Source organism: Herbaspirillum sp. DW155 (genome assembly GCF_037076565.1).
In the GTDB taxonomy this organism is placed as follows: Bacteria; Pseudomonadota; Gammaproteobacteria; order Burkholderiales; family Burkholderiaceae_D; genus Herbaspirillum.
The window spans coordinates 1,514,885-1,540,678 of record NZ_AP029028.1; the positions used below are offsets into that span (position 1 = coordinate 1,514,885).

A 25,794-nucleotide genomic window follows, 5' to 3' on the forward strand; every position below is an offset into this window, starting at 1 on the left:
ATGCCGTTGAGCCTCGGGCTCAACGGCATTGTTTGAGAAACGCCAGGACACCATTGCATGCAGGGAGTGTCCCGCTTATGCCGCCATCCCGCTATGCCGCAGCAGCGCATCAATGCTCGGCTCCCGTCCACGGAAGGCCTTGAAGGACTCGATGGCCGGACGTGAACCACCGACAGCCAGGATTTCCTGCTGGAAGCGGCGGCCGGTTTCCAGCGAGATCACGTTGCCGCTGCTGGCTGCCGCCTCTTCGAAGGCGCTATACGCATCGGCCGACAGCACTTCCGCCCACTTGTAGCTGTAGTAACCCGCCGCATACCCGCCCGCGAAGATGTGCGAGAAGGAATGCTGGAAGCGGTTGAACTCCGGCGGGCGGATCACGGCGATGCGGTCGCGCACGCTGTCGAGCAGTTGCTGCACGGTCTGCTTGCCTCCGACTTCATATTCATGGTGGATCAGCATGTCGAAGAGCGAAAACTCCACCTGGCGCAGCATCTGCAGGCCGGACTGGAAGTTCTTGGCGGCGATCATCTTGTCATACAGCGCGCGCGGCAGCGGTTCGCCGGTCTCGGCATGCGCGGTCAGCTGCTGCAGCACATCCCATTCCCAGCAGAAGTTTTCCATGAACTGCGAAGGCAGTTCCACCGCATCCCATTCCACACCGGAAATGCCGGACACGCCCACTTCATCCACTTGCGTCAGCATGTGGTGCAGGCCGTGGCCGAATTCATGGAACAGGGTGATGACTTCATCGTGGGTGAACAGGGCCGGCTTGGTCACGCCATCGACCACGGCCGGTTCGGTGAAGTTGCAGACGAGGTAGGCGATCGGGGTCTGCACGCCCTGCGCGGTCAGGCGGCGGGCGCGCGCATCGTCCATCCAGGCGCCGCCACGCTTGCCGGAGCGGGCATACAGGTCGAGATAGAACTGGCCGACCAGCTGGCCGTCGCGCTCGATGCGGAAGAACTTCACATCCTTGTGCCAGACCGGTGCGGTATCGGGCTTGATCTGCACGCCGAACAATTGCTGCGCCACCTGGAACAGGCCGCCGACCACCTTGGGCTCGGGGAAGTATTGCTTCACTTCCTGTTCCGAGAAGGCGTAGCGCTGCTCGCGCAGCTTTTCGGAGGCATAGGTGCTGTCCCAGGCCTTCAGTTCGTCCAGGCCCAGCTTTTCGCGGGCGAAGGTCTTCAGTTCTTCATAATCCTTCTGGCCGAAGGGGCGGGCGCGCTGGCCCAGGTCTTCCAGGAAGGCGATCACTTCGCTGGGCGACTTGGCCATCTTGGCCACCAGCGAGACTTCGGCAAAATTGGCGTAGCCCAGCAATTGCGCTTCTTCCTTGCGCAGTTGCAGGATCTGGTCGATGTTGGCGCTGTTGTCCCATTCGGGCTTTGCGCCCAGTTCGGACGCCTTGGTGGCGTTGGCGCGGTAGATCTTCTCGCGCAGCGCGCGATTATCTGCATATTGCAGAACGGGGAAATAAGAGGGGAAGTGCAGGGTGAACTTGTAGCCGGGCTTGCCGTCCTTCTCGGCGGCGGCACGTGCAGCTTGCTTCACATCGGCCGGAATCCCCGACAATTCGGCCTCGTCCTCGACGAAGAGAGCGAAATCATTGGTGGCATCCAGCACGTTCTCGGAGAAACGGGTGGTCAGCATGGCCTGCTTTTCCTGGATCTCGGCGAAGCGCTCCTTCTTGTCGTCGGCCAGTTCGGCACCGGACAGGCGGAAGTCGCGCACGGCATTGTCCACCACCTTGCGGCGCGCGGCCGACAGGGAGGCGAAGGCCGGGCTGGCCTGCAGGGCCTTGTACTTCTCGAACAGCGCCAGGTTCTGGCCCAGCGAGGTCCAGAATTCCACCAGGCGCGGCTGGTTCTCGTTGTAGGTGGCGCGCAGGGCCGGGGTGTCCATGACCGAATTCAAGTGGCCGACCACGCTCCAGGCGCGGCCCAGCTTTTCGGTGGCCGATTCCAGCGGTTCGACGAAGTTGTCCCAGGTGACTTCGGCCATCGGCGCTTCCAGTTCGGTGACCAGACGGCTGGCATCGGCCAGCAGCTTGTCCAGGGCCGGGGTGACGTGTTCGGGCTGGATGGCATCGAACTGGGCATAGCCCGAGAAATCGAGCAGGGGATTGGCGGCGATGTCGGTGGTGGTCATGGGCTCTCGTTTCTCAGAAAACATCCGGCAGCCAGGCTGCCGGAGGGGATTGCGCTAAAGGCGTGCCGATCAGCTGCGTTCGGCGGCTTCGATGGTGTTGACCAGCAGCATGGTGATGGTCATTGGACCCACGCCACCCGGCACCGGGGTGATCCAGCCGGCGACTTCCTTCGCATTGGCGAAATCGACGTCGCCGCACAGCTTGCCGTTGTCGTCGCGGTTCATGCCGACGTCGATGACGACCGCGCCAGGCTTGACCATATCCGCAGTGACGATGTTGCGCTTGCCGGTGGCGACCACCAGGATGTCGGCCTGGCGGGTGTGGTGGCCGAGGTCACGGGTCTTGGAATTGCAGATGGTGACGGTGGCACCGGCTTGCAAGAGCAACATCGCCTGCGGCTTGCCGACGATGTTGGATGCCCCCACCACCACGGCGTTGGCGCCGCGCACCGGGTAGTCGATCGATTCCAGCATCTTCATGACGCCATAGGGCGTGCAGGGGCGGAACAGCGGCTGGCCGGTCATCAGCAGGCCGGCGTTGCTGACGTGGAAGCCGTCCACGTCCTTTTCCGGGGCGATGGCTTCGATCACCTTGTGGGCGTCGATGTGGGCCGGCAGCGGCAGTTGTACCAGGATGCCGTTGATCTTGGGATCGGCGTTGAGGGCGTCGATGCGGGCCAGCAGCTCCGCTTCCGTCATCGAGGCTTCATATTTTTCAAGAACAGAATGAAGGCCATTGTCCTGGCAGGCCTTGACCTTGTTGCGCACGTAGACCTGGGAAGCCGGGCTGTCGCCCACCAGGATCACGGCCAGGCCGGGTTGCTTGCCTTGGGCGGTGAGGGCGGCGGCGCGCCGGGCGACCTCGGCGCGCAGTTGTTGGGAGAGCAGGTTTCCGTCGATCAGTTGGGCAGACATGGCAGATAAGGCAAATAAAAGGCAGGGCTGGGAGGAAGGCGCCGGACAGGCCGGGCCACTGAAGGGCGCAAGGCGCCAGAACCCGTGATTATAAGGCCAGGCGGCAGGACGGACGACATGCAAGGGGGTGAGAACTTGTTGCCGGAATGAAAACATTATTCCGGCGTTTTCCTTCCTGTCGGCTTTTGGGCCAGCGCACGACGGCGATTTGCAATTTCGGTTATGCTCCCGCATCCAGAGGACTCCGCTCCCGACAGAGAGCACCCAGATACAAGGACTACCGCATGACCGATCTCCTGACCCGCCGCCTGCAACAGCTTTCCCAGCCGCACCATCTTGCGCTGCTGGGGCAGGGCCTGCGCGGCGTGGAGCGGGAGACGCTGCGCGTGGATGCCCACGGCCATCTGGCCCGCACGCCCCATCCGCCGGCGCTGGGTTCGGCCCTGACCAATGACCTGATCACCACCGATTATTCGGAAGCGCTGCTGGAATTCATCACCCCGGCCATGCCCGACATCGCCGATGCCCTGCAGCGCCTGGACGAAATCCACCGCTTTGCCTACGCCAAGCTGGACGGCGAATTCCTCTGGAATGCCTCCATGCCCTGCGTGCTGCCGCCGGAAGACGAGATTCCCATCGCCTGGTATGGCAGCTCCCATATCGGCATGTTGAAGCACGTCTACCGCCGTGGCCTGGCGCTGCGCTATGGCCGCACCATGCAGTGCATCGCCGGGATTCACTACAATTTCTCCTTGAGTGAAGACCTGTGGGAAGTCCTGCGCGACGAGGACGATACCGTCGATCCTTCCCTGTCGCGCCGCGACTACCAGTCCGAGCGCTACATCGCCCTGATCCGCAACTTCCGCCGCTACAGCTGGCTGTTGATGTACCTGTTCGGTGCCTCGCCGGCGGTGGCGACCAATTTCCTGCGCGGCCGCCCGCATCAGCTGGAAACGCTCTCGGAAGACACGCTCTACCTGCCCCACGGCACCAGCCTGCGCATGAGCGACCTGGGTTACCAGAACCACGCCCAGGCCAACATCACGCCGCACTACAACAACCTGCCGGCCTACATCCGCAGCCTGTCGCATGCGGTCAGCGAGCCCTATCCGCCCTATGAAGCCATCGGCACCAAGCGCGACGGCCAGTGGGTGCAGATCAATACCAACATCCTGCAGATCGAAAACGAGTTCTACTCCTCGATCCGCCCCAAGCGCGTCATCAACAGCGGCGAGCGCCCGGTGCAGGCGCTTTCGGCGCGCGGCGTGCAGTATGTGGAAGTGCGCTGCATGGATATCGATCCCTTCAATCCGCTGGGCATCGGCCTGGAAGCGGCGCGCTTCCTGGATGTGTTCCTGCACTTCCTGGCGCTGGAGTCGAGCTGCCTGACCTCGGACGAGGAGGGCGCGGAAAACCGCGCCAACTTCCTCGCCACCGTCAAGGACGGCCGCCGTCCCGGCCTGCAACTGCACTGCAAGGGCGAGTCCATCCTGCTGACCGACTGGGGCAATCAGTTGCTGGACCGCATGGCACCGGTGGCCGAGCTGCTGGACCGCCATCTGGGCGGCAGTCAGCACCGCGACAGCCTGGCCGCCCAGCGCGTCAAGCTGGCCGATCCCGACAGCACGCCCTCGGCGCGGGTATTGCGCGAGATCCGCGAAGCCGGAAACTCCTTCCCCGCCTATACCCTGGCCAACAGCCAGCGCCAGGCCGCAGAACTGATCGCCCGTCCGCTGCCGCCCTCCCGGACGGCCGATTTCGTGGCCATCGCCCAGGCCTCGCTGGATGCCCAGCGCGACATCGAGCGCACTCAGGTCGGCGACTTCGATACCTTCGTCGCGGCTTACCGCGCCAGCACACTGGGCAACATCGCCATCTAAATTGCCTGCATTTATATAGCGCAATAGTTGAACAGATAGCCGACAGATAGCCAACAAGCAACGCCTCGTCCCTGGACGAGGCGTTTTTGCTGGTCGGACGGAAATGCCCGTCGTTGCTGGATGTGCAATTCTTTTCGTTCACTTTTAGTACGCCAAAAATGCTGTTTCAGGCGCTCCGACAGCCCTTTGCCGCATTGCAAACAGGGCAAGAAAACCGCGCCCGTACGCCGATATCGTAAAAATACGAGGCCCTGGAAGCCGCCATCCATGCCGCTTTGCAGCATATTTCCGCATTATGAAATTGATTATCGTAATTTGAAAATCAAAAATTCCCTGATAAAATTCGTCGTCCACACGGCTGGAAGACCGTACATTTAAGCCTGCTGCGCCGCCAAGGCCTTGCCCCACGGGCCGGGAAGGGTTGTGGCACAGGCAACACATGACGGCTTTTCCTGCATCACCTGCCGGCGGCATTGCTACCGAATGAACCGACCGACCCGCTGGTCCACCCGACCGGACGGATCTCTCAACAACCAGGAGACATGACATGTCAGCCCAAATCGATCAAGTTCTGGCGCAGGCCGCCAACGATCCCGATGTGATGGAAACCCAGGAGTGGCTCGACGCCCTCGAAGCAGTGATCGAAAAGGAAGGCCCGGATCGCGCCCACTACCTGATGGAACGCATGGTCGATCTGGCCCGCCGTCGTGGCGCCCATATCCCCTTCTCCAGCAACACCGCCTACGTCAACACCATTCCGGCCGACCAGGGCGAGCACTGCCCGGGCAACCTGGAATATGAAGAGCGCCTGCGCTCCTGGATGCGCTGGAACGCCATGGCCATGGTGGTCAAGGCCAACCGTGTGGATGGCGACCTGGGTGGCCACCTGTCTTCCTTCGCCTCGCTGGCCAACATGCTGGGCATCGGCTTCAACCACTTCTGGCACGCCCCGACCGAAGACCACGGTGGCGACCTGTTGTACATCCAGGGCCACTCCTCGCCCGGTATCTACGCACGCGCCTTCCTGGAAGGCCGCCTGACCGAAGATCAGCTGATCCATTTCCGTCGCGAAGCCGACGGCAAGGGTTTGTCTTCCTACCCGCACCCCAAGCTGATGCCGGAATTCTGGCAGTTCCCGACCGTCTCCATGGGCCTGGGCCCCTTGATGGCGATCTACCAGGCGCGCTTCCTGAAGTACCTGCACGCCCGCGGCATCGCCAAGACCGACAACCGCAAGGTCTGGGCCTTCTGCGGCGACGGCGAAATGGACGAGCCGGAATCGATGGGTGCCATCGGCATGGCCGGCCGTGAAAAACTGAACAATCTGGTCATCGTGGTCAACTGCAACCTGCAGCGCCTGGACGGTCCGGTGCGCGGCAACGGCAAGATCATCCAGGAACTGGAGTCCGACTTCCGCGGCGCCGGCTGGAACGTGGTCAAGGTCATCTGGGGCAGCGGCTGGGACGAGCTGCTGGCCAAGGACAAGGACGGCATCCTGCAGAAGGTCATGATGGAAACCGTCGACGGCGAGTACCAGAACTACAAGGCCAAGGACGGCGCCTATGTGCGCAAGCACTTCTTCGGCAAGCACCCCAAGCTGCTGGAGATGGTCTCCAAGATGTCCGACGACGACATCTGGCGCCTGACCCGTGGCGGCCACGACCCGCACAAGATCTACGCTGCCTTCAAGGTCGCCCAGGAATCCAAGGACCAGCCCACCGTGATCCTGGCCAAGTCCATCAAGGGCTATGGCTTCGGCAAGGCCGGCGAAGCGCGCAACACCGCGCACAACACCAAGAAACTGGACGACGAAGCCATCCGCGCCATGCGCGACCGCTTCCAGCTGCCGATCTCGGACGCTGAACTGCCGAACATCCCGTTCTTCAAGCCTGCTGACGACGCGCCGGAAATGCAGTACCTGCACGAGCGCCGCAAGGCCCTGGGTGGTTACCTGCCGCAACGCCGCGTGCACGCCGACGAAAAGCTGCCGGTGCCGGAACTGTCGGCCTTCCAGGCCATGCTGGAACCCACTGCCGAAGGCCGTGAAATCTCCACCACCGCCGCTTATTCGCGCGTGCTGACCGCACTGCTGCGCGACCCCAACCTGGGCCCGCGCGTGGTGCCCATCATGGTCGACGAGTCGCGTACCTTCGGGATGGAAGGCCTGTTCCGCCAGATCGGCATCTTCAGCCAGGTCGGTCAGCTGTACGAACCGGTCGACAAGGACCAGGTGATGTACTACCGCGAAGACAAGGCCGGCCAGATCCTGCAGGAAGGCATCAACGAAGCGGGCGGCATGAGCTCGTGGATCGCTGCGGCGACCTCGTACTCGACCAACAACCGCGTGATGATTCCGTTCTACACCTACTACTCCATGTTCGGTCTGCAGCGTATCGGCGACCTGGCCTGGGCAGCGGGTGACATGCGCGCACGCGGCTTCCTGATCGGCGGCACCGCCGGCCGTACCACCTTGAACGGTGAAGGCCTGCAGCACGAAGACGGCCACAGCCACGTGTTCGCTTCGGCCATTCCGAACTGCATCCCCTACGACCCGACCTTCGCCCACGAAGTCGCCGTGATCATCCATGACGGCCTGCGCCGCATGGTGGCCAACCAGGAGGACGTGTTCTACTACATCACCGTGATGAACGAGAACTACGGCCACCCCGGCATCAAGCCGGGCCAGGAAGAGGGCATCATCAAGGGCCTGTACCTGTTGAACGAAGGCGGCAAAGAAAACAAGCTGCGCGTGCAACTGCTGGGTTCGGGCACCATCCTGCGCGAAGTCATCGCCGCCGCCGACCTGCTGCGTGATGACTGGAAGGTCGACGCCGACGTCTGGTCCGCACCGTCCTTCACCCTGCTGGCGCGCGATGGCCAGGACGTGGAACGCTGGAACATGCTGCACCCGGCCGAGGCCCCCAAGAAGAGCTACTTCGAGCAATCGCTGGAAGGCAGCGAAGGTCCGATCGTGGTCTCCACCGACTACATGCGCACCTACGCCGAGCAGGTCCGCGCCTTCGTGCCGAAGGGCCGTTCGTACAAGGTGCTGGGCACCGACGGCTATGGCCGTTCGGACACCCGCGCCAAGCTGCGTGAGTTCTTCGAAGTGAACCGTTACTTCGTGACCGTGGCCGCCCTGAAGTCGCTGGCCGATGAAGGCAAGATCAAGCCGGAAGTGGTGGCGCAAGCCATCGCCAAGTACGGTATCGATCCCAACAAGCCGAACCCGGTGACCCTGTAAGGACTGCCTGACCGACCATCCCCGCCTCAGCCTGCTGATCGCGGGGATGTGTCGTGTCTGGAACTGCCACCCCAACGGGGAGGTCCGCTGCCCCGGCAGCACTTTCCCTAAGCGAATACTTCTCCCGGCCCAGCGCCTGGGAACAGAACAACGGAGCGCATCAGATGAGTCAAGTCGAAGTAAAAGTCCCGGACATCGGCGATTTCAAGGAAGTCGAAGTCATTGAGGTGATGGTCAAGGTCGGTGACACGATCAAGGTCGACCAGTCGCTGATCACGGTCGAATCCGACAAGGCCAGCATGGAAATCCCGTCCAGCCAGGCGGGCGTGGTCAAGGAAATCAAAGTCAAGGTCGGCGACAAGGTGGCCGAAGGCTCGTTGCTGGTGATCGTCGAAGGCGAGGGCGCTGCTGCTCCCGCCGCCGCACCGCAAGCCGCCGCTGCTGCGCCTGCCGCCGCGCAGGCTTCTGCCCCAGCACCTGCCCCTGCCGCTGCACCGGCAGCCGCTGCCGGCGGTACCGTCGAGATCGAAGTCCCGGACATCGGCGACTTCAAGGAAGTCGAAGTCATCGAAGTGATGGTCAAGGTCGGCGATACCGTCAAGGCCGAGCAGTCGCTGTTGACCGTGGAATCCGACAAGGCCAGCATGGAGATCCCCTCCAGCCACGCCGGCGTGATCAAGGAACTGAAGGTCAAGCTGGGTGACAAGGTATCCAAGGGCAGCATCATCGCCACCATCGAAGCTGCAGGCAGTGCACCTGCTGCGGCTCCCGCGGCTCCCGCTGCTGCGCCTGCAGCCGCCCCTGCTGCTGCACCGGCTCCTGCCGCTGCACCCGCAACGGCTGCCGCCGTGCCGGCCATCGCCACCGCTTCGGCCACCAGCACCGGTGGCAAGGCCCACGCTTCGCCTTCCGTGCGCAAGTTCGCCCGTGAACTGGGTGTGGACCTGTCGCGCGTGCCGGCCACCGGCCCCAAGGGCCGCATCCTGCAATTGGACGTGCAGAACTTCGTCAAGGGCGTCATGGCCGGTTCCACCCCGGTGGCGGCGTCCGCACCGGCGACCAATGGCAGCGGCTCGGGCATGAACCTGCTGCCGTGGCCGTCGCTGGACTTCAGCAAGTTCGGTGAAACCGAACTGCAACCGCTGTCGCGCATCAAGAAGATCAGCGGCCCCAACCTGCATCGCAACTGGGTGATGATCCCCCACGTGACGCAGTTCGACGAAGCCGACGTGACCGAGCTGGAAGAATTCCGCAAGACCTCCAACGACGCCTTCGCCAAGGCCAAGTCGCCGGTCAAGCTGACCATGCTGGCCTTCGTCATCAAGGCCAGCGTCTCGGCCCTGAAGAAATTCCCAGCCTTCAATGCGTCTCTGGACGAGAAGGGCGAGAACCTGATCCTGAAGAAGTACTACAACATCGGCTTCGCTGCCGATACCCCGAATGGCCTGGTGGTCCCGGTCATCAAGAACGCCGACCAGAAGAGCATCGGCCAGATCGCCACCGAAATGGGCGAACTGTCCGCACAGGCCCGCGACGGCAAGTTGAAGCCCGCCGACATGCAAGGCGCGACCTTCACCATCTCCTCGCTGGGTGGCATTGGCGGTACCGCCTTCACGCCCATCATCAATGCGCCGGAAGTGGCGATCCTGGGTCTGTCCAAGTCGATCACCAAGCCGGTGTGGGACGGCAAGCAGTTCGTGCCGCGCCTGATGCTGCCGACCTCGCTGTCCTATGACCATCGCGTCATCGACGGCGCCATGGGCGCGCGCTTCTCGGCCTACCTGGCCGACGTGCTGGGCGATCTGCGCAAGTCGCTCCTCTAAGCCACCACCGAACATTACGGAGTCAGGACAATGAGTCTCTCTGAAGTCAAGGTCCCCGATATCGGGGATTTCAAGGAAGTCGAAGTCATCGAGGTGATGGTCAAGGTCGGCGACACCATCAAGGTGGACCAGTCGCTGATCACGGTCGAATCCGACAAGGCCAGCATGGAAATCCCGTCCAGCCAGGCCGGCGTGGTCAAGGAACTGAAGGTCAAGGTCGGTGACAAGGTGGCCGAAGGTTCGCTGCTGTTGCTGGTGGAAGCGGCCGGCGAAGCCGCTGCAGCCCCGGCTCCGGCCGCAGCACCAGCCCCAGCCCCGGCTGCAGCCGCAGCGCCTGCTCCGGCAGCCGCTCCCGCTGCCGCACCGACGGCAGCCAGCTTCGGCGGCAGCGCCGACGTGCAGTGTGACGTGATGGTGCTGGGCGGTGGCCCCGGTGGTTACTCGGCCGCCTTCCGCGCCGCCGACCTGGGCCTGAACACCGTCATCGTCGAGCGTGAATCCACGCTCGGTGGCGTCTGCCTCAATGTCGGCTGCATCCCCTCCAAGGCGCTGCTGCACGTGGCCGCCGTGATCGACGAGACGGCGGCAATGGCTTCGCATGGCGTCACCTTCGGCAAGCCCGAGATCGACATCGACAAGCTGCGCGCCTACAAGGACAAGGTGATCGGCACCATGACCGGTGGTCTGGCCGGCATGGCCAAGGCCCGCAAGGTGGCCGTGGTCAATGGCGACGGCCAGTTCGCCGGTCCCAACCATATTGAAGTCACCGCTGCGGATGGCAGCAAGAAGGTGGTGCAGTTCAAGCACGCCATCATCGCCGCCGGTTCCTCGGTGGTGAACCTGCCCTTCGTGCCGCAGGATCCGCGCATCGTCGATTCGACCGGTGCGCTGGAACTGCGTCAGGTGCCCAAGCGCATGCTGGTCATCGGCGGCGGCATCATCGGTCTGGAAATGGCCACCGTTTATTCCACCCTGGGTGCGCGCATCGATGTGGTCGAGATGATGGATGGCCTGATGCAGGGCGCCGACCGCGATATGGTCAAGGTCTGGCAGAAGTTCAACGAGAAGCGCTTCGATAACGTCATGGTCAAGACCAAGACCGTGGCCGTGGAAGCCCTGCCCGAAGGCATCAAGGTCACTTTCGAAGCCGCTGAAGCCGGTGCCACCGCACCCGAGCCGCAACTGTACGACCTGGTGCTGGTGGCCGTGGGCCGCAGCCCCAACGGCAAGAAGCTGTCGGCCGACAAGGCTGGCGTGATCGTCTCGGATCGCGGCTTCATCGCTGTCGACAAGCAGATGCGCACCAACGTCCCGCACATCTTCGCCATCGGCGACCTGGTGGGTCAGCCCATGCTGGCGCACAAGGCGGTGCACGAAGGCCACGTGGCAGCCGAGGCGATTGCCGGCGAGAAGAGCTTCTTCGACGCCAGCGTCATTCCGTCGGTGGCTTATACCGATCCGGAAGTGGCATGGGTCGGCGTGACCGAAGACGAAGCCAAGGCCAAGGGCATCAAGATCGAGAAGGGCCACTTCCCGTGGGCCGCTTCCGGTCGCGCCGTGGCCAATGGCCGTTCGGAAGGCTTCACCAAGCTGCTCTTCGATGCCGAGACCCATCGCATCATCGGTGGCGGCATCGTCGGCACGCACGCTGGCGACATGATCGGCGAGGTGGCGCTGGCCATCGAGATGGGCGCCGATGCGGTCGATATCGGCAAGACCATCCACCCGCACCCGACCCTGGGCGAGTCCCTGGGCATGGCGGCGGAAGTGGCAGAAGGGCATTGCACGGACTTGCCGCCGCAGCGCAAGAAGTAAGCAGCGACCGGCAGCAGCAAAAAAATGGCGGACCCTCGGGTCCGCCATTTTTCATTCTTGCCGAAGCTGTGGGATCAGGCGTTCCGGGGAGCAGCCGTCGCCAGCTCCTTGCCGCGATACAGCACCAGCGTAGCGATCAGGCCGCAGACCGCCGCAAAGCTCATCCAGTAACCCGGCGCGGCCTTGTCACCCGATGTTTCGATCAGCCAGGTCGAGACCAGCGGCGTGAAACCGCCGAAGATTGCGGTGGCCAGGCTGTAGGCCAGCGAGAAGCCCACCGTGCGCACGTGCGCCGGCATCACTTCGGTCAGCGCCACGACGGCCGCGCCGTTGTAGCTGGCGTAGAGGAAGGAGAGCCACAGTTCGGTGATCAGCAGGTTCTTGAAGCTGATGTCCGATACCAGCCATGACATCACCGGATAGGCCGTCAGCAAGGTCAAGAGCGTGAAGGCCACCAGCACCGGACGGCGTCCAACGCGGTCCGACAGCGCGCCCATGACGGGCAGCCAGCAGAAGTTGGACAAGCCCACGCAGAAGGTCACGATGAGACTGTCCGAAGCCGACAGCTTGAGCACGTTCTTGCCGAAGGTCGGCGTGTAGACCGTGATGAGATAGAACGAGACGGTCGTCATCACCACCATCATCATGCCGGCCACCACGATCTTCCAGTTCTGGGCGATGGAGGCCATGATTTCGCCAAAGCCCGGATGACGCTTGCGGGCCAGGAATTCTTCCGTTTCCTGCAGGGAGCGACGGATGATGAAGATAGCCGGCACGATCATGCAGCCGATGAAGAAGGGAATGCGCCAGCCCCATTCGCTGATCTGCGCCGGCGAGAGCCACTGGCTGACCAGATAGCCGATCAAGGCGGACGCCATGATGGCCGCCTGCTGGCTGGCCGACTGCCAGCTCACGTAAAAGCCCTTGTTGCCGGGCGTGGCCATCTCGGCCAGATAGACCGACACCCCGCCCAGCTCCACCCCCGCCGAAAAGCCCTGCAGCAATCGCCCCGTGAGCACCAGGATCGGTGCCGCCATGCCGATGGTGGCATAGCCGGGCACGAAGGCAATCAACAGGGTGCCGATGGCCATGATGGCCAGCGTGACGATGAGTCCCTGGCGACGGCCCACGCGGTCGATGTAGCTGCCCAGGATGATGGCGCCCAGCGGCCGCATCAGGAAGCCCGCACCGAAGGTGCCGAAGGTCAGGATCAGCGAAACGAACTCGTTGTCCGACGGGAAGAAGGTCCTGGAGATGTAGCTGGCATAGAAGCCATACAGGAAGAAGTCGAACATCTCCAGGAAGTTGCCGCTGGTCACGCGCAGGACGGTGGACAGCTTGGAATGCTTGGCGGTGCTGCTTGTTTTGGTTGTTGTGTTCATGTCGGTCTCTCTCGTTCTCTCTTTAAGGCAGTACTTCGACGCGTTCCTTCACATTCTTCAGCGGCGCGCCGGATCCAGGCCGGATGCCTTGATGGCCGCCTCAGCTTCCGGGGAAGAGAGGAAGTCCAGCAATTGCCTGGCCGCTTCGGGCTCATGGGTGCCGACCACCACACCGGCGGAGAAGGGCGTGAGCTGCTGGGCACTCTCGGGGATGGGGCCGATGATGTCGATGCCCTTGATCGGCTTGAGTTCGGAGATCTGCTGCAAGCCCACTTCGGCCTCGCCACGGGCGATCACTTCGCCTACCGGTTCTGCCGGGATCATGCGGCCCTTGTAGGCCATCTGCTGGTCGATGCCCAGACGCTTGAACAGCTTGGTGGAGAGGAAGACGCCGCTGGCGCTGTCGGAGTAGACCACAGAATGGGCGGTCAGCAGCGTACGCTTGAAGGCATCGATCGTGGAGATGTCCGGCTTGGGCGCGCCCGCCTTGACAGCCAGGCCGATGCGCGAGAGGGCCAGTAGCTTGTGCCCGGACTTGGAGACCTTGCCTTCGGCCACCAGCTTGTCCAGCGAGTCGCCCACCATGATGACCACATCGATCTGCTCACCGCGCTTCATGCGGTTGGGAATGGCTTGCGGCGTTTCGCCCATGGAGGGGCCCCAGCCGGAGATGAGTTTGTGACCGGTCTTCTGTTCGAAGACAGGGGCCAGTGCCTTGTAGGCGGCGGCAAAGCCACCGGAGCTGACCACGTGGAGGTCGGCGGCAGCGGCCAGGGAAGTCATCGCGCCCAGGGCCAGGGTCAGGACGCTGCGTTGGAAAAGCGAAGTGCGCAGGGTGCGCGCAGTGGGAGCGGAACGGATCATGCGGATCTCCTGTTGGCGTGTTATTTCGACGTTTTGGGGATGAGACCCGGCAGTTTGCGTAGAATCGGCTGAAAAGTTAATTGCAATTAATCTGAGGATTGATAAAAAATGCGCATCAATATCGAGACCGCCGAATTGCAGGCCTTCATCGCCGTGGCACGCCAGTCGAGCTTTCGCGCGGCCGCCGAAGGCCTGTTCATCACCGCTCCGGCGCTGAGCCGCCGCATCGAGAACCTGGAGCGAGCCTTGCAGGAAAGGCTCTTTGATCGCACGACCCGGCGCGTCTCGCTCACTCCTGCGGGCGAACTGTTCCTGGTGCACGCCCAGGCGGTGATGGAGGAACTGGAGCTGGCCGTCAAGAGCGTCGAGCAGGGCATGGCGCACCGGCGCGAACAGGTGACGGTGGCCTGCGTGCCCTCGGTGGCCAACAACCTGTTGCCGCTGGTGTTGAAGCCCTATGCGCGCACTCATGCCAATGTGCGGGTGCGCATCATCGACGAGAGTGCGGCGGACGTGCTGGAGAGCGTGCGCAAGGGCGAGGCTGATTTCGGCGTGAATTTCATCGGCGCGCAGGAAGCCGAGATCGATTTCGAGGCATTGACGCGCGAGCGCTACCTGGCCGTGATGCCGTCCCATCATCCGCTGGCCGCGCAGAGTACCTTGCACTGGAAATCACTGGCGGGGGAGAAGCTGGTGTCGGTGTCCTCCAGCAGCGGCAACCGCAGCCTGATCGACAATGCCTTCTCGCGCGTGCCGCAGCGGCCGGTGATCCAGTATGAAACCAATCACGTGGCCGGCGCCATCAGCCTGGTGGCGGCTGGTCTTGGGGTGGCGCTGCTGCCGGAGCTGGCCATTCGCAACGCGCCCTACAAGGGCATCGTGGCGCGGCCGGTCACGAGCCCCGTCTTGAGCCGGGCCATGGGCTTGATCACCTTGAAGGGACGGGTGCTCAAACCGGCTGCCGCGACGCTGGCGCAAGCCCTGCGGGAAGCCATGGCCAGCAAGCCGCGTAAATAATTTTCTGATAACGCTTGCTGCTTAAATTTTGTGCGGTTTATTGGGAGGGCAGGCGGGGACGGTGCTTGCGTCGGGCGGATGTGGCTTATCCACAAGTTTATGCACATAAAACGGGGATAAGTTTCCAGCTGTGAAGCGGGTTCTGGCGAGGTTGCGCAAATTATTTGCAAATCCGTTGGCCATAAAAAAGGCCCTCGCTTTGCGAGGGCCTTTTTGTGGATTGTTCTGTGCAGTCCGGGGCGCAACTTGTTGCTCTGACCGGCCTTCGCATCTTGTCCAAAAACCCATTTACGGCATGCGCTCAGGGGCGCTTTTGCGGGGTCTTTTTTCGAAGAGGGTGCGATTATATAGCCGTCGTCGGAAAAATGATACTGCTTGCTTTCAGAAAATTATTTTCGCTCCGGGGAGGGCAGGTCTTCGCGGATGAATGGATAGCCGGATTGGTGCTAGCCCCACCGTCACTGGCTCGCCCACGGCGCCAAGCGGACCAGGTTGATCTTCTTGAAGAGGAGCACCTCTGCCACTCAATCGCCCAGTACCCAGCGCACCTGGCGGCCTTGATGCAGGGGTAGCCTGTCACCGCTCTTGGCGTCGATGCTGGCTGCCAGGTCCGATTCCACCAGCCAGCGGCCTGATACTGGCGCAGGGTCGCCGCTCATGGCCCAGAGGATGCCATCTGCACTGGCGGCAGGTGCAGCAGTGGCAGGCGCATCAGCATTCGGGCTCGGCTCGGTGAACGTGTAAGCAGACTCTTCGTCGGGAATGGTGCCGTCGAGATAGCGATCATCCTTCCAGATCAGCCGCCATTGGGTAGCGACCTCCTTGATCTCATCGTCAGCATCGAATACTTCGATGGTGGGAGCGTCGGAGCCGCCGTGGAGGTAGTTCATGCACCCGAATGGCGGCAAGGGGCCATCAGGTGCCTCGGCTGACCGCGAGAAAAGACTGGGTGCGTTTTTGCGCATCGGGAGTTCGACCGGTTCCCATATTCCCGAGCACGGCAGTGCCTTTCCACTGGCCACCACGGTATTGCGCAAGGGCTCGGGCACGGGAGGCAGGCTGTCCGGAAAAGGCAGCTTGTTGAGCTTGTCGCGCCAGGTCTGGTTGAATACCAGCGGAGCTGGTTGATCCAGGTACTGACTCTCCAGGATCAGGGCTGCGCATTCAGACCAGGCGCTGTCGAGCATGGACGTCATGGCGCAGAATGCATCCCAGCGCGGGGTACGCGCCAGGTCAATGTCGCTGTCTCCGGTCTGCACCCGATGGACGAATTCATGGAAGTAAGTCAGCGGGCGACGTGCCATCACGAATTCGCCGTTGGCATCGTAATGGAAGACGAGCTTGTTGCCCTGGCGCAGCCGGTTCACGCCTTCCTCGCAATGCGCCAGACCCTTGAGGATCAGGCCATAGTCACGCTCGGGCAGGCCCGTCAGTTTGCCCCAGCCCTGGTTGACGGCATCCCTCACGCTGGCCTCGGCCATGTTGGCCCATTGCTGGTAGAAGTGGAAGATGCGCTGCCAGGCGGTAATGGAACTGAGTTTCTTGAGCAGATAAAAGATCTGTTGGCGCTCGTGCGCATCAGGCAGTGGGGCGGCGGAAGTCGAGGTACGCATTATCGTGATGGTAAGGGTTTTCCGTCATTGGTCTTGGGGGCCCGTTCGCGGGCGCCCAGTCGGCTCACCGTGGTCTGCAGGCTGTGCGCGGATTCCACGTAGCCCCAGACGCCATTGGCGTCGGTCCAGCCGGTGGGGCGGATGGTGAATTCTATGCCCGAAGCAGGGTCGAGATAGTGAGCGGGCTTCTTGGTTTTCATCACTTGCTCGGCCAGTGATGCCAATTTGTCGCGCGTGAGCGCATGCATGTCCATGACCGCCTGGGTCGCCCCACCGGGCAGATATTGTCCGGGAATCTTCGAACTCATCTGCTCGGACACTTTTCCTACTGCGGCCTTGGGGCCAGTCTTGGCCCTGACGATTCCTTCGATCACGAAACCGTCGCGATTGAATTCGTCCAGCACAGCGGCTTGCTGACGCCATTCCTTGGCTGTTCTCGGCGCCGGGCCGATGCCCCACCAGCGGCCTTTTGCCGAGGCTGCCCCGACCGGTTCACCACGTGTGAGGCCCTCCGGTCCGAAGAAGCGGAATATTCTCTCGCCCTCCCTGAGCGGGCGATTGCTTACCTTCCCTGAAAAGGCCTGCAGGTCCTTGAACACCCCGTTGCTGTCCCATTCGGTCAGGTCGGGATAACCGGAACCCTTGGGCGGCTTCTTGTAGTATTTTTTCCATGCATCCGGGTTGTCGGCACGCGCCGGATTCTGCTTGAGACCACCGCGCCGGGTGCGCACCGGCGGTACTTCATTCTCGATGACCCGTGCCTCATCGGCACGCGTGACCGCACGTTTACCGGTGGCGATCTCGCGCGTGGCGACGCGGCTGGTAGTCTCCCCGCCGGTGCGGATGAAGGTCTGGATCTCACGCAGCTTGTTATCCAGTTCCTTGATCGCTGTGGGGATCATTTCGGAGGCTTTGGTTCTTATCTTGCCCAATTGCAGCTGGATTGCGTCGATTCGCTGGACCAGGTTGCCGGGCAAGGCTGCGCCGATCGACTTCTTGATTTTGAAGAGGGCCTTGGAGAACGTATCGATGACGTCCAGGCATCTGCTGACGATCTGCGCCTGGTAGCTGCTGAAGCGCAGCGACAGCAGCCACTTCTCTGCATGCTTGAAACCGATGCGGTTTAGAAAGGCGACGATATCCTTGGCTGCCTGGCCCATGTGTGCCAGGCGGGCGGCGCCGGCCAGATGGGCCGCTTCTTCGGCTGCCTTGATGAGCAGTCTGCCTACGCCCTTGATGGCGCCTCCGAGTACCGGGATCAAGGCGAACAGCAAGACCACCAGCAACACCCATTGCCAGGTCGAATTACGTTTTTCTTCTTCGTCTACCATGCCCATGATGACGGCGATCAGGTCGCGCACCGCCGTGGCATCGCCCAGCAGGGGGATCATGCCGACGATGGCGTCGACGATGATCTGCGACAGGCTGGCTTTCTCATTGAAGGCGCCCTGGACCGTTCCCCAGGTCCAGCTTCCGACATCGGCGCAGACGGCCCGAAAATGGCTCCAGGTCCACCCGGCAGGTGGACTTTGCTTGTTGCTCATTGGTGTTGCTCCCCCTTAGCTTGCACTGTCGCCTCCATCACCCCCGTTAGTGCCCGAGTAGTATTTCCTGATGAGGCTATCGATCTTGCTCTCCGATGGATGAGGGTCATAGTTGGGCATGGGCGTCTTGTCGACGCGTTCGTAAGCACCAGGCATGGGGCTGAAAGACACCTGCGCAGCGCCTGCCGGCACACCGGAGACCACCGCACGCCCTTGTCCATCCAATTGCCCGGTGCGGGTGCTGCCATCTGCCAGACGGGCGAAGTAGCTCGCACCGGCCAGGGGCTGTTCGTCGTGGTAGCGGTGGTCGAGATAGAGAGTGTCCTGAGGCAGTTCGCCCTCGGGCAAATCCCCCAGCATCGCAGGGGCGCTGGCCCCGCCCGCAAACGCATGACCTGCCCCCTTGACCGAAAACGTCCCCGGGCAGGCGAAGGTGATGTTGCCGCCCTCCAGGGTCACCGAGGACTGGCCGGCCTGCAGCACGATCTTGTTGCGGGCCTTGATCTCGATGCTGTCGTTGACGCTGGTGATCACGACTTCCTTGTCGGCCAGCACCTCCAGCGCATCGGTGTGCGCCTGCAGCGACACCGGCCCGTTGCCGGCGAAGGCCTGGATCCCGCCATCATGTGCGAAGAGACTGGCGGCCTTGCCCGCGGCCGCGCTGATGGTATCGGAGGCCGTCCAATGCGTGTCGCCCTGGCTGGTCCACTGCAGGTTTTCACCTGCATACAGCAGGGTCGAGGCGTTGCTGGCCCAGTTGATGTTGGACGGGGATTCCATCAGTACCGCCGACTTGGCGAATTTTTCGACCGCTTGCGATGGATCGGTCTGGCGGGAACTGCCATCGCTCTTGACGGCATCCTGACCATTGACGCTGGCCGGATGCTTGCCCAGGTCGGCCGGGTCGATGACCGAGATGAAATCGGATTTGGCCTGCAAGGCAGCGGCGCTGTGCAGTACCTGCTGCCCGGCGGCCGCCTCGTTCATGGCCTGCACCAACTGGCGCGCGCCCTTCAATTGCGCGACCGCTTCCCTGGCGTTCATCTGCGTGCCGCTGACGCTGGCCCCGCTGGCAGGTCGTGCGGTGGACGACAGCAGCAGGCCTTCGCCGCCGCGTACCACGCCCCAGCCATCGCTGCGCATCTCGAAGCCCTGGCCACGGTAGCTGCCCCGCTGGGCACCGGTATCGGCCTGCTCGACCAGGTGGCCCAGGTTTAGCTGTGATTTGGCATGGCTGGAGGCCAGTCGCATGCGCAGTTGTGACTGCGTATCATCGACCACCCATTGATTGAATCCGCTACCGTCGTGCGCGGTGCTGTGCCAGCCGGAAATCGTGCCGGCATGATTGGCATCGGAATCGATACCGGCCGGGAAAGGTGGTGCATCCTGGCCGTTGTAGAGCTGGGCGACCACGACCGGACGATCGATATCGCCCTCGATGAAATCGATCAGGACTTCACTACCCACACGCGGGACGAACTGGCTGCCCCAGTTGGGGCCGGACTGCGCCTCGGCCACCCGCACCCAGGTGCCGGAAGCGTCATTGCCGGGGGCGTTGCCGTTCTGATCCTCCAGGTTGCCGGTCTCGCGCAGGCCGCCGGGATTGGGGGCCTCGCCGCGCTGCCAGTGGAATTGCACCTTGACCCTATGATTGCGGTCGGTGGTGACGGCAGCGTCGGGCAAGCCCGTCACCAGCGCAGTTTGCGTACCGCGCGCGGTCGGCTTGAGTCGCTGGGTGATGGCCAGCGGAACCACCGGCACCGCCGCGCGCACGGCCACGAAGCGGTTGCGATAGGTGCCGGACTTGAGTTCGTCTGCGGCGGCGCTGCCGGACAGGCCGCTCGCGGCCGGGGCCGCCATGTCGTCGAGGATGCGGGCAATATTGGTGTCGAAATTGTTGCGGGCGGCGTGACTGACGCTGATGACCTTGAAGCTGTTTTGGCCATCCGGATATCGTTCGTGCCGGAGCAGCGAGAACCGTGCTCCGGCTGCCAGCTGACGCACCGAACCTGCACCTTCGAAGCGCTTGTTCTGCATCTCGAGGGCCTGCAGCATCAGCCGTGCGTGGGTCGAGGCCGCGTCTTGGTCGGCGAAGTCCTGCTGCCCGGTGCCGTCATAGACGGGCAGGGAGGGCAGTTCGCCGGCCTCCAGTGCGGAGCTGTCTTCGGCGGACGGGGAGGAGATCTTTTCGGGATGCCAGCTCGCTAAGGCCACGCCATTGGGCTGCACGCTGCGCACGGCGCTGAAGTCCGTGATGGCGTCGCTCTCCTCCATGGCGGCGGTGCGGTGGAAGCGGATGCTGTCATAGCCGCCCGGCATGGCAGGCGCCGCGGCATCTGGGGCAAAGATGATCAACTTGTGGCGCGCCTGCGCCTGGCCTTCATCGCGGGGGCGTTCATGCTGATCCTGCTCGTGCTCGAAGCGAAAACTCAGGCCTTCCGAAGCCAGGATGCGGCGCAGGAAGGCCAGGTCGCTTTCGCGGTATTGGGTGCAGATCTCACGCCTGGCCAGCGAGCGGCTCACGTCAAGTGCGAAGTTGGCTTGCGGGTATTCCTTGAACAGTTCGGCGGCGATCTAGGTCACCGTCATGTCCTGGAACAGGTAGCTGTCGCGGCGCAAGTCGAGCAAGGACAGGAATGATTCCATGCGCAAGCGATAGCGTGCTAGCCCTCCGTCGGCCCCCAGCCAGCACGCCTGGGTGCAGTAGCCGTGCCATGCGCGGGTGCTGCCGTCGGCTTGCAGCAGGCGCAGGGTGATCTCGCTGCCGATGAATTGCTTCAGGTCCAGGTCGGTGGAAAGGGACAGGGCATCGATGTCGAAATGGAAGTTGTCGTTGATGCTTTCCTGGCCGTGGAAGCGTTCTACCACCAGCGACTCCGGCAAATCGCCAGATTGCGCCGAGTGCAGGGTGATAAGACGCGCGTGCTGTGACAGACCGGCGCCGAACACGGTCGAGATGACCCTGGAGAGTGCATCGGAAATGGGCAGGCTCATGGCAACCGACCTGTGCCCGGGAAGGTGAGGGATGAGTAAATCATGCGTTTGGCCCCATTGTCGTTGTCATTTTCTTCATCGGCTGGCGAAGGGTGGTTTGCGCAGCCTCGTCGCGAGGACAGATGTTGCAATCACTGTGCGCCGTGTTGGCGTCAGCGCCTTAAGGACAGGCAATCAGGCGTAAAGTTCTCAGGAGCGGAGAGAATGTTGGCAAGCGGGCAGGAGCGGGCAGCCAAACGCCCGGAAAGATCGGCAGGGTAGTTGCAATTGTAGAGCTTGCCGTTCGAGTATTGACGCGTTTCAAAGCAAGCAATGACGGCATTGCAAAGCTAACCATAAACGGTCCGCGAGCGACTCACGATGTGAACAACAAATTAACTAATATTTATTTTTAGTACAAATAATTGTCACGCAAAATTACAGCGCCCTGACAAATAACCTACAATTTCCCTGCATCACTCTTCCTGTCCGCCAAGATAGTGAGTCGGGGAAGTCAAGAGTTAGCCGCAGTCGGTTCCACAACAATAGTCAAGAACACGATTGAATTCGAGCTGGTCGGAACGCTATGGGATCAGGGGTAGATGCCGTGCGCTTCACTGTTCAGCCCAGAAGGCTGTTTGCTTTTGCAGCATTGGATTCGCCGTCAGGAAGGGGCCTTCATCTTGTAGTGCCTTGAGCGAGGAATCGGCCGCGATGCCGCCGGTATGCGGGGCGGAAATTTCATATCGAATGTTGGACGGCGTGAGGCGGCTCCACCGCGAGACTGTGGCGGTGGGCATCGGATTTTTCTATACGATGCGCGAAGCCGCTTTGGAGTACTCGTCTTCAGCTTTTTGTGCACCTTCGAATTTATGTGGGATGAGTATCGATATTTGCCGATCTGTTTCTCGAACAAGTTAGAGAACGCCCAGGATCTACAGGGTTGGTCAGCAAGCTGACGATTTCAAATATTTACGAGATGTGGATTGAGGGGCGATGATGAAGTGCTTGAAATTGACGTCGCTGAGATTCTGCGTGTTGGGTGATTGTTGAGTGACCTTCGTGAACTCGCCGCAAAAAGAAAATGATTTATAAGTTTTACTGATTTGGGTTGGCTCGCCGTTAATCCGGGCGGTGTATTGAAGAAGCAATCATCAGAAGCGGGGATTTGACCCACTCCGAAATGCGGTTTAGATGATGTAAGGGCTGGAAAATGTAGAACATGTGCCGTGCGTGATCGATAGTCAGTCAGGGACATACCGTCTTTGAACGAATTGATCCTGGATGCAAGGCCACGTTCCCGGGCGTCAGATAACAAGAAAAGCCCGCGGTGTCACCAGACACGCGGGCTTTCAAACATCTCTGTACAGCATCGAATAATTTTGTGGTGCCGGGAGCCGGAATCGAACCGGCACGCCTTGCGGCGCGGGATTTTGAGTCCCGTGCGTCTACCTATTCCGCCATCCCGGCGACGCGAGCCAGCGATTATTACCGATTTCGCTTTTCGGAGCAAGTCCTCAACGCCGCCGAATAAAGCCAAGAGAAAATTATTTACCGCACACCGCCTCCATGGCCCGCTCCCCGGTCGAGCCGGGAATGGGATCCTGCAGCTTCACGTCCGCATAGGCCAGCTGCGGCGAGAGCAGCAGTTGGCCCTTGCCATCGGCCTGCGCATACATCTTGCGGCTGCCAAAGCCGAGCTGGCGGCTGCTGCAGTCGAAGTAGGCCGTAGAGACTTCGGAGAGGTAATAAATCTTGCTGCCCTGGCCCATCAGCAGTTGCGGACGGTTCCAGTTCAGCAGGATCTGCGCCTGCCGCACGCCGCGCGTGGTGGTGATGCTGCTCTTGTCGATGAAGAAGCTGCCGATGTTGTTCTCTCCCAGCGGCTGCCACTGGGCATGTGCCGGCAGGCAGGCCGCAGCCAGTGCAGTGACCAGCAGCAGGGACAGGCAGCGGATCGGGGAAAGTGAGAAGGAGCGTGAATCCATGTCGGGCTGGGCATCGCGTCAGGTCAGCATCATGGCCAGCATGGCGACATCGTCTTCCAGCAGCAGCACCAGCGTGATGCTCCAGAAGAGCAGTTCCGCCAGCAAGCGGTGTGCTGTCATGCGCAGGCTTGCAGCCATGTCCAACTCGTCAATCGCGAAAAATGAAAGTGCGGCCATCCTAACATGCTCTTTACGATTGAACATCGCAGCACAACATGAAAATGGCTCGCACCAGGCGAGCCATTGTTTGCTACCACAAGAGGATGCCAGCGATCAGATGGCCGCTGCAATCGCCTTGCCCACGTCCGTGGTGTTGCTCTTGCCGCCGAGGTCGGGCGTGATCGGGCCATTGACCAGCACATGCTCGATGGCCGCCAGCATGGCGTCGTGGGCCTGGCGGTACTTGCCTTGGCCATTGCCCAGGAAGTCCAGCATCATCGCGCCGGACCAGATGGTGGCCACCGGGTTGGCGATGTTCTTGCCGAAGATGTCCGGTGCCGAACCATGCACCGGCTCAAACAGCGAGGGCAGTTCGCGCGTGGGATTGATGTTGGCCGAGGGCGCAATGCCGATGGTGCCGGCGCAGGCCGGGCCAAGGTCGGAGAGGATGTCGCCGAACAGGTTGGACGCCACCACCACATCGAAGCGGTCCGGGTTCAGCACGAAGTGCGCGGTCAGGATGTCGATGTGGTACTTGTCGCGGCGCACCTCAGGATACTTGGCGCCCATGGCTTCAACCCGCTCATCCCAGTAGGGCATGGTGATGGCGATGCCGTTGGATTTGGTGGCCGAGGTCAGATGTTTCTTGGGACGGCTCTGCGCCAGGTCGAAGGCGAACTTCAGGATGCGGTCAGTGCCCTTGCGGCTGAACACCGATTCCTGGATCACGGTCTCGCGCTCGGTGCCTTCGAACATGCGCCCGCCGATGGCGGAGTATTCGCCTTCGGTGTTCTCGCGTACCACGTAGAAGTCGATGTCACCCGGCTTGCGGTTGGCCAGCGGGCAGGGCACGCCCGGCATCAGGCGCACCGGACGCAGGTTCACGTAGAGGTCGAAGTCGCGACGGAACTTGATCAGCGAACCCCACAGGGAAACGTGGTCCGGCACCGTGGCCGGCCAGCCGACCGCACCGAAGAAGATGGCTTCGAAGCCCTTCAGCTGCTCGAACCAGTCATCGGGCATCATCTGGCCATGCTTGGCGTAGTAGCCGCAATGCGCCCAGTCGAAATGGGTGAATTCGATATCGATGCCGAACTTCTTGCTGGCGGCCTCGACCGCGCGCAAGCCTTCGGGCATGACTTCCTGGCCGATGCCGTCGCCGGCGATGACGGCGATTCTGTGGGTCTTGCTCATCGTTGCTGCTCCTCCGGGGTAAAGGGATGACCGTTCAATGGAAAACTGCGGCCATCATAAATCGCTTCGCCTACAGGATCATCCACGAACTGGTGATTTTATAAAACACGATTCGTGAACAGTGCAGAAAACGTCAAGGCATGAAAAAAGGCAGTGACCGCTTCACGGCACTGCCTTTGCTGACTGCGGAGTGATCTGGCTCAGCCGCCCAGCGCCTCGCTCCAGAGGCTCACGCCCATGGTGTGCTCGGCGCCCGGCTCCAGCTCTACCAGGTCTTCCATGACGTTGGCGGTTTCGATGCACAGCATGCGCTGCCAGGCGTCATCGGCAAACTGCGACAGGCGGCGCGCCTTGCTCACCCAGGGGTTCCAGACCACGGCCGAGGTCGAGCCGCTGGCTTCGATATGGATGCGGCGGTTCCAGCCCTCGTCGCGGATGGCCAGTTGCGGCGGCAGGTCCAGATAGATGCGGTCGGTTTCGCTGCTCACGACCAAGGCGCGTTTCTGCTCGCGCTCGGCCCAGCCTTCCAGGGTTTCGATGTAGCGGTGGCCTTCCAGGCCTTCGACCGTCACGTTGTGGATGCTGCTGACCGCAAAGTAGCTGTGCAGCGCTTGTGTGAGGGCGATGTGCTGCTCGCTGCCGTTGCGGGTGGTCAGTTTCAGGTGCAGGCGATCATCCAGCAGGATTTCCAGGCGCAGCTCGATGCCCGGCGGCAGGTGGCGCAGCGCGGGCGATTCGGTCGTGGGCGGGATGGCCATCACCAGGCGCACGGTGTCGCCTTCGATGGCGTTTTCCATCAGCAGCCACGGGATGCCGCGCACCAGGCCGTGCGCCGGCAGGCGGCCACCGGCGTGCAGGGCTTGGACTTGCGGCGGATTGCGCATGAGGTCGCCGAACCACGGCCAGCACACCGGGATGCCGCCGCGCACCGAGTTGCCGGCCTCGAAGGCGGCTTCCTCGCTCATCCAGATCACCGGCTCCTGGCCGTGCACCTGGTAGCGCAGTACCTGGGCACCTTGCTCGGCAATGAGCAGTTCGGCCCGTTCGGTCTGCACGCGCAGGCATTGCAGCTGATTGACTTCGATACGCTGGATATGGGGAAGATCGGGGGGGACTTCCTGCTCGTCGATGAGGCTCATGCCGGTCACTCCAAAGGAATACATTGCGATTGCGCAAGACTGCCACAATTCGGGCCGTTGCGGGAGATCCGGCGCGGTTTGCCGGCGATGCGC

16 protein-coding genes, 1 tRNA gene and 1 pseudogene are annotated in these 25,794 nt (G+C 62.1%); 5 read left to right on the plus strand and 13 right to left on the minus strand.

Annotated features, from left to right (window positions below; all coding sequences use genetic code 11):
* Positions 1 to 75: 75 nt before the first annotated feature.
* Together AACH55_RS06795 and folD are read right to left on the minus strand one after the other, a co-directional pair.
* The gene (locus AACH55_RS06795) at positions 76 to 2,151 is read right to left on the minus strand and encodes a M3 family metallopeptidase (protein ID WP_338718669.1); all 2,076 of its coding nucleotides are present in this window, start codon (positions 2,149 to 2,151) and stop codon (positions 76 to 78) included.
* A 69-nt stretch (positions 2,152 to 2,220) separates the two neighbouring features.
* On the minus strand, positions 2,221 to 3,066 hold the full coding sequence (folD, locus tag AACH55_RS06800; RefSeq protein ID WP_338718670.1) for a bifunctional methylenetetrahydrofolate dehydrogenase/methenyltetrahydrofolate cyclohydrolase FolD: 846 nt from the start codon (positions 3,064 to 3,066) through the stop codon (positions 2,221 to 2,223).
* 284 nt (positions 3,067 to 3,350) lie between these two features.
* Here folD and gshA point away from each other — a divergent pair, with 284 nt between their 5' ends.
* From gshA to lpdA, 4 genes are all read left to right on the plus strand, one after another.
* On the plus strand, positions 3,351 to 4,946 hold the full coding sequence (gene gshA / locus AACH55_RS06805) for a glutamate--cysteine ligase (RefSeq protein WP_338718671.1): 1,596 nt from the start codon (positions 3,351 to 3,353) through the stop codon (positions 4,944 to 4,946).
* Between the two features lie 547 nt (positions 4,947 to 5,493).
* Positions 5,494 to 8,190 (plus strand): pyruvate dehydrogenase (acetyl-transferring), homodimeric type, encoded by a 2,697-nt coding sequence (gene aceE, locus AACH55_RS06810; RefSeq protein ID WP_338718672.1) that lies wholly within the window; start codon positions 5,494 to 5,496, stop codon positions 8,188 to 8,190.
* A 164-nt stretch (positions 8,191 to 8,354) separates the two neighbouring features.
* Positions 8,355 to 10,013 (plus strand): dihydrolipoyllysine-residue acetyltransferase, encoded by a 1,659-nt coding sequence (gene aceF / locus AACH55_RS06815; protein ID WP_338718673.1) that lies wholly within the window; start codon positions 8,355 to 8,357, stop codon positions 10,011 to 10,013.
* A 30-nt stretch (positions 10,014 to 10,043) separates the two neighbouring features.
* Positions 10,044 to 11,828, plus strand: a complete 1,785-nt coding sequence (lpdA, locus tag AACH55_RS06820) for a dihydrolipoyl dehydrogenase (protein WP_338718674.1) — start codon at positions 10,044 to 10,046, stop codon at positions 11,826 to 11,828.
* A 74-nt stretch (positions 11,829 to 11,902) separates the two neighbouring features.
* On the opposite strand, the gene AACH55_RS06825 is transcribed toward lpdA, so the two are convergent.
* Both AACH55_RS06825 and AACH55_RS06830 read right to left on the minus strand, forming a co-directional pair.
* A complete protein-coding gene (locus AACH55_RS06825) occupies positions 11,903 to 13,210 on the minus strand; it encodes an MFS transporter (protein WP_338718675.1) in 1,308 nt (435 codons plus the stop codon).
* Between the two features lie 57 nt (positions 13,211 to 13,267).
* The gene (locus AACH55_RS06830) at positions 13,268 to 14,074 is read right to left on the minus strand and encodes a substrate-binding domain-containing protein (protein ID WP_338718676.1); all 807 of its coding nucleotides are present in this window, start codon (positions 14,072 to 14,074) and stop codon (positions 13,268 to 13,270) included.
* Positions 14,075 to 14,182: 108 nt separating this feature from the next.
* Between AACH55_RS06830 and AACH55_RS06835 the strand changes: the two genes are divergently transcribed.
* A complete protein-coding gene (locus AACH55_RS06835; RefSeq protein WP_338718677.1) occupies positions 14,183 to 15,091 on the plus strand; it encodes a LysR family transcriptional regulator in 909 nt (302 codons plus the stop codon).
* Between the two features lie 524 nt (positions 15,092 to 15,615).
* Here the strand turns inward: AACH55_RS06835 and AACH55_RS06840 are convergent.
* The 9 genes and pseudogenes from AACH55_RS06840 to AACH55_RS06880 all read right to left on the minus strand — a co-directional run bounded on the left by AACH55_RS06840 (position 15,616) and on the right by AACH55_RS06880 (position 25,701).
* On the minus strand, positions 15,616 to 16,704 hold the full coding sequence (locus tag AACH55_RS06840) for an Imm71 family immunity protein (RefSeq protein WP_338718678.1): 1,089 nt from the start codon (positions 16,702 to 16,704) through the stop codon (positions 15,616 to 15,618).
* Positions 16,704 to 18,248, minus strand: coding sequence for a hypothetical protein (locus tag AACH55_RS06845; RefSeq protein WP_338718680.1), 1,545 nt, complete (start codon positions 18,246 to 18,248; stop codon positions 16,704 to 16,706). Before AACH55_RS06845 ends, AACH55_RS06840 begins: the two co-directional genes overlap by 1 nt.
* Before the next feature lie 15 nt (positions 18,249 to 18,263).
* Positions 18,264 to 20,108 carry a DUF2345 domain-containing protein gene (locus AACH55_RS06850; protein ID WP_338720209.1) on the minus strand — a complete coding sequence of 615 codons (1,845 nt, stop codon included), beginning with the start codon at positions 20,106 to 20,108 and terminating at the stop codon, positions 18,264 to 18,266.
* 93 nt (positions 20,109 to 20,201) lie between these two features.
* Positions 20,202 to 21,242 (minus strand): annotated as a pseudogene (locus tag AACH55_RS06855) (type VI secretion system Vgr family protein); the annotation flags it as partial.
* 593 nt (positions 21,243 to 21,835) lie between these two features.
* Positions 21,836 to 22,021: a hypothetical protein gene (locus tag AACH55_RS06860; protein WP_338718681.1), complete on the minus strand. Its 186-nt coding sequence runs from the start codon at positions 22,019 to 22,021 to the stop codon at positions 21,836 to 21,838.
* Between the two features lie 585 nt (positions 22,022 to 22,606).
* Positions 22,607 to 22,691: transfer RNA gene (locus AACH55_RS06865), tRNA-Leu, on the minus strand.
* 77 nt (positions 22,692 to 22,768) lie between these two features.
* Positions 22,769 to 23,209, minus strand: a complete 441-nt coding sequence (locus tag AACH55_RS06870; protein ID WP_338718682.1) for a surface-adhesin E family protein — start codon at positions 23,207 to 23,209, stop codon at positions 22,769 to 22,771.
* Positions 23,210 to 23,482: 273 nt separating this feature from the next.
* The gene (locus tag AACH55_RS06875; RefSeq protein ID WP_338718683.1) at positions 23,483 to 24,562 is read right to left on the minus strand and encodes a tartrate dehydrogenase; all 1,080 of its coding nucleotides are present in this window, start codon (positions 24,560 to 24,562) and stop codon (positions 23,483 to 23,485) included.
* 200 nt (positions 24,563 to 24,762) lie between these two features.
* Positions 24,763 to 25,701: a D-hexose-6-phosphate mutarotase gene (locus AACH55_RS06880; RefSeq protein ID WP_338718684.1), complete on the minus strand. Its 939-nt coding sequence runs from the start codon at positions 25,699 to 25,701 to the stop codon at positions 24,763 to 24,765.
* Between the last annotated feature and the right edge of the window lie 93 nt (positions 25,702 to 25,794).

Bases quoted from the DNA above. Each gene is read 5' to 3' on its own strand.
- AACH55_RS06880 (WP_338718684.1), bottom strand. From the start codon at position 25,701: ATGAGCCTCATCGACGAGCAGGAAGTCCCCCCCGATCTTCCCCATATC.
- AACH55_RS06825 (WP_338718675.1), bottom strand. From the start codon at position 13,210: ATGAACACAACAACCAAAACAAGCAGCACCGCCAAGCATTCCAAGCTG.
- AACH55_RS06845 (WP_338718680.1), bottom strand. From the start codon at position 18,248: ATGAGCAACAAGCAAAGTCCACCTGCCGGGTGGACCTGGAGCCATTTT.
- gshA (WP_338718671.1), top strand. From the start codon at position 3,351: ATGACCGATCTCCTGACCCGCCGCCTGCAACAGCTTTCCCAGCCGCAC.
- AACH55_RS06875 (WP_338718683.1), bottom strand. From the start codon at position 24,562: ATGAGCAAGACCCACAGAATCGCCGTCATCGCCGGCGACGGCATCGGC.
- lpdA (WP_338718674.1), top strand. From the start codon at position 10,044: ATGAGTCTCTCTGAAGTCAAGGTCCCCGATATCGGGGATTTCAAGGAA.
- AACH55_RS06835 (WP_338718677.1), top strand. From the start codon at position 14,183: ATGCGCATCAATATCGAGACCGCCGAATTGCAGGCCTTCATCGCCGTG.
- AACH55_RS06850 (WP_338720209.1), bottom strand. From the start codon at position 20,108: ATGGCGGCCCCGGCCGCGAGCGGCCTGTCCGGCAGCGCCGCCGCAGAC.
- AACH55_RS06795 (WP_338718669.1), bottom strand. From the start codon at position 2,151: ATGACCACCACCGACATCGCCGCCAATCCCCTGCTCGATTTCTCGGGC.
- aceF (WP_338718673.1), top strand. From the start codon at position 8,355: ATGAGTCAAGTCGAAGTAAAAGTCCCGGACATCGGCGATTTCAAGGAA.
- aceE (WP_338718672.1), top strand. From the start codon at position 5,494: ATGTCAGCCCAAATCGATCAAGTTCTGGCGCAGGCCGCCAACGATCCC.
- AACH55_RS06870 (WP_338718682.1), bottom strand. From the start codon at position 23,209: ATGGATTCACGCTCCTTCTCACTTTCCCCGATCCGCTGCCTGTCCCTG.
- AACH55_RS06840 (WP_338718678.1), bottom strand. From the start codon at position 16,704: ATGCGTACCTCGACTTCCGCCGCCCCACTGCCTGATGCGCACGAGCGC.
- AACH55_RS06830 (WP_338718676.1), bottom strand. From the start codon at position 14,074: ATGATCCGTTCCGCTCCCACTGCGCGCACCCTGCGCACTTCGCTTTTC.
- AACH55_RS06860 (WP_338718681.1), bottom strand. From the start codon at position 22,021: ATGCCCACCGCCACAGTCTCGCGGTGGAGCCGCCTCACGCCGTCCAAC.
- folD (WP_338718670.1), bottom strand. From the start codon at position 3,066: ATGTCTGCCCAACTGATCGACGGAAACCTGCTCTCCCAACAACTGCGC.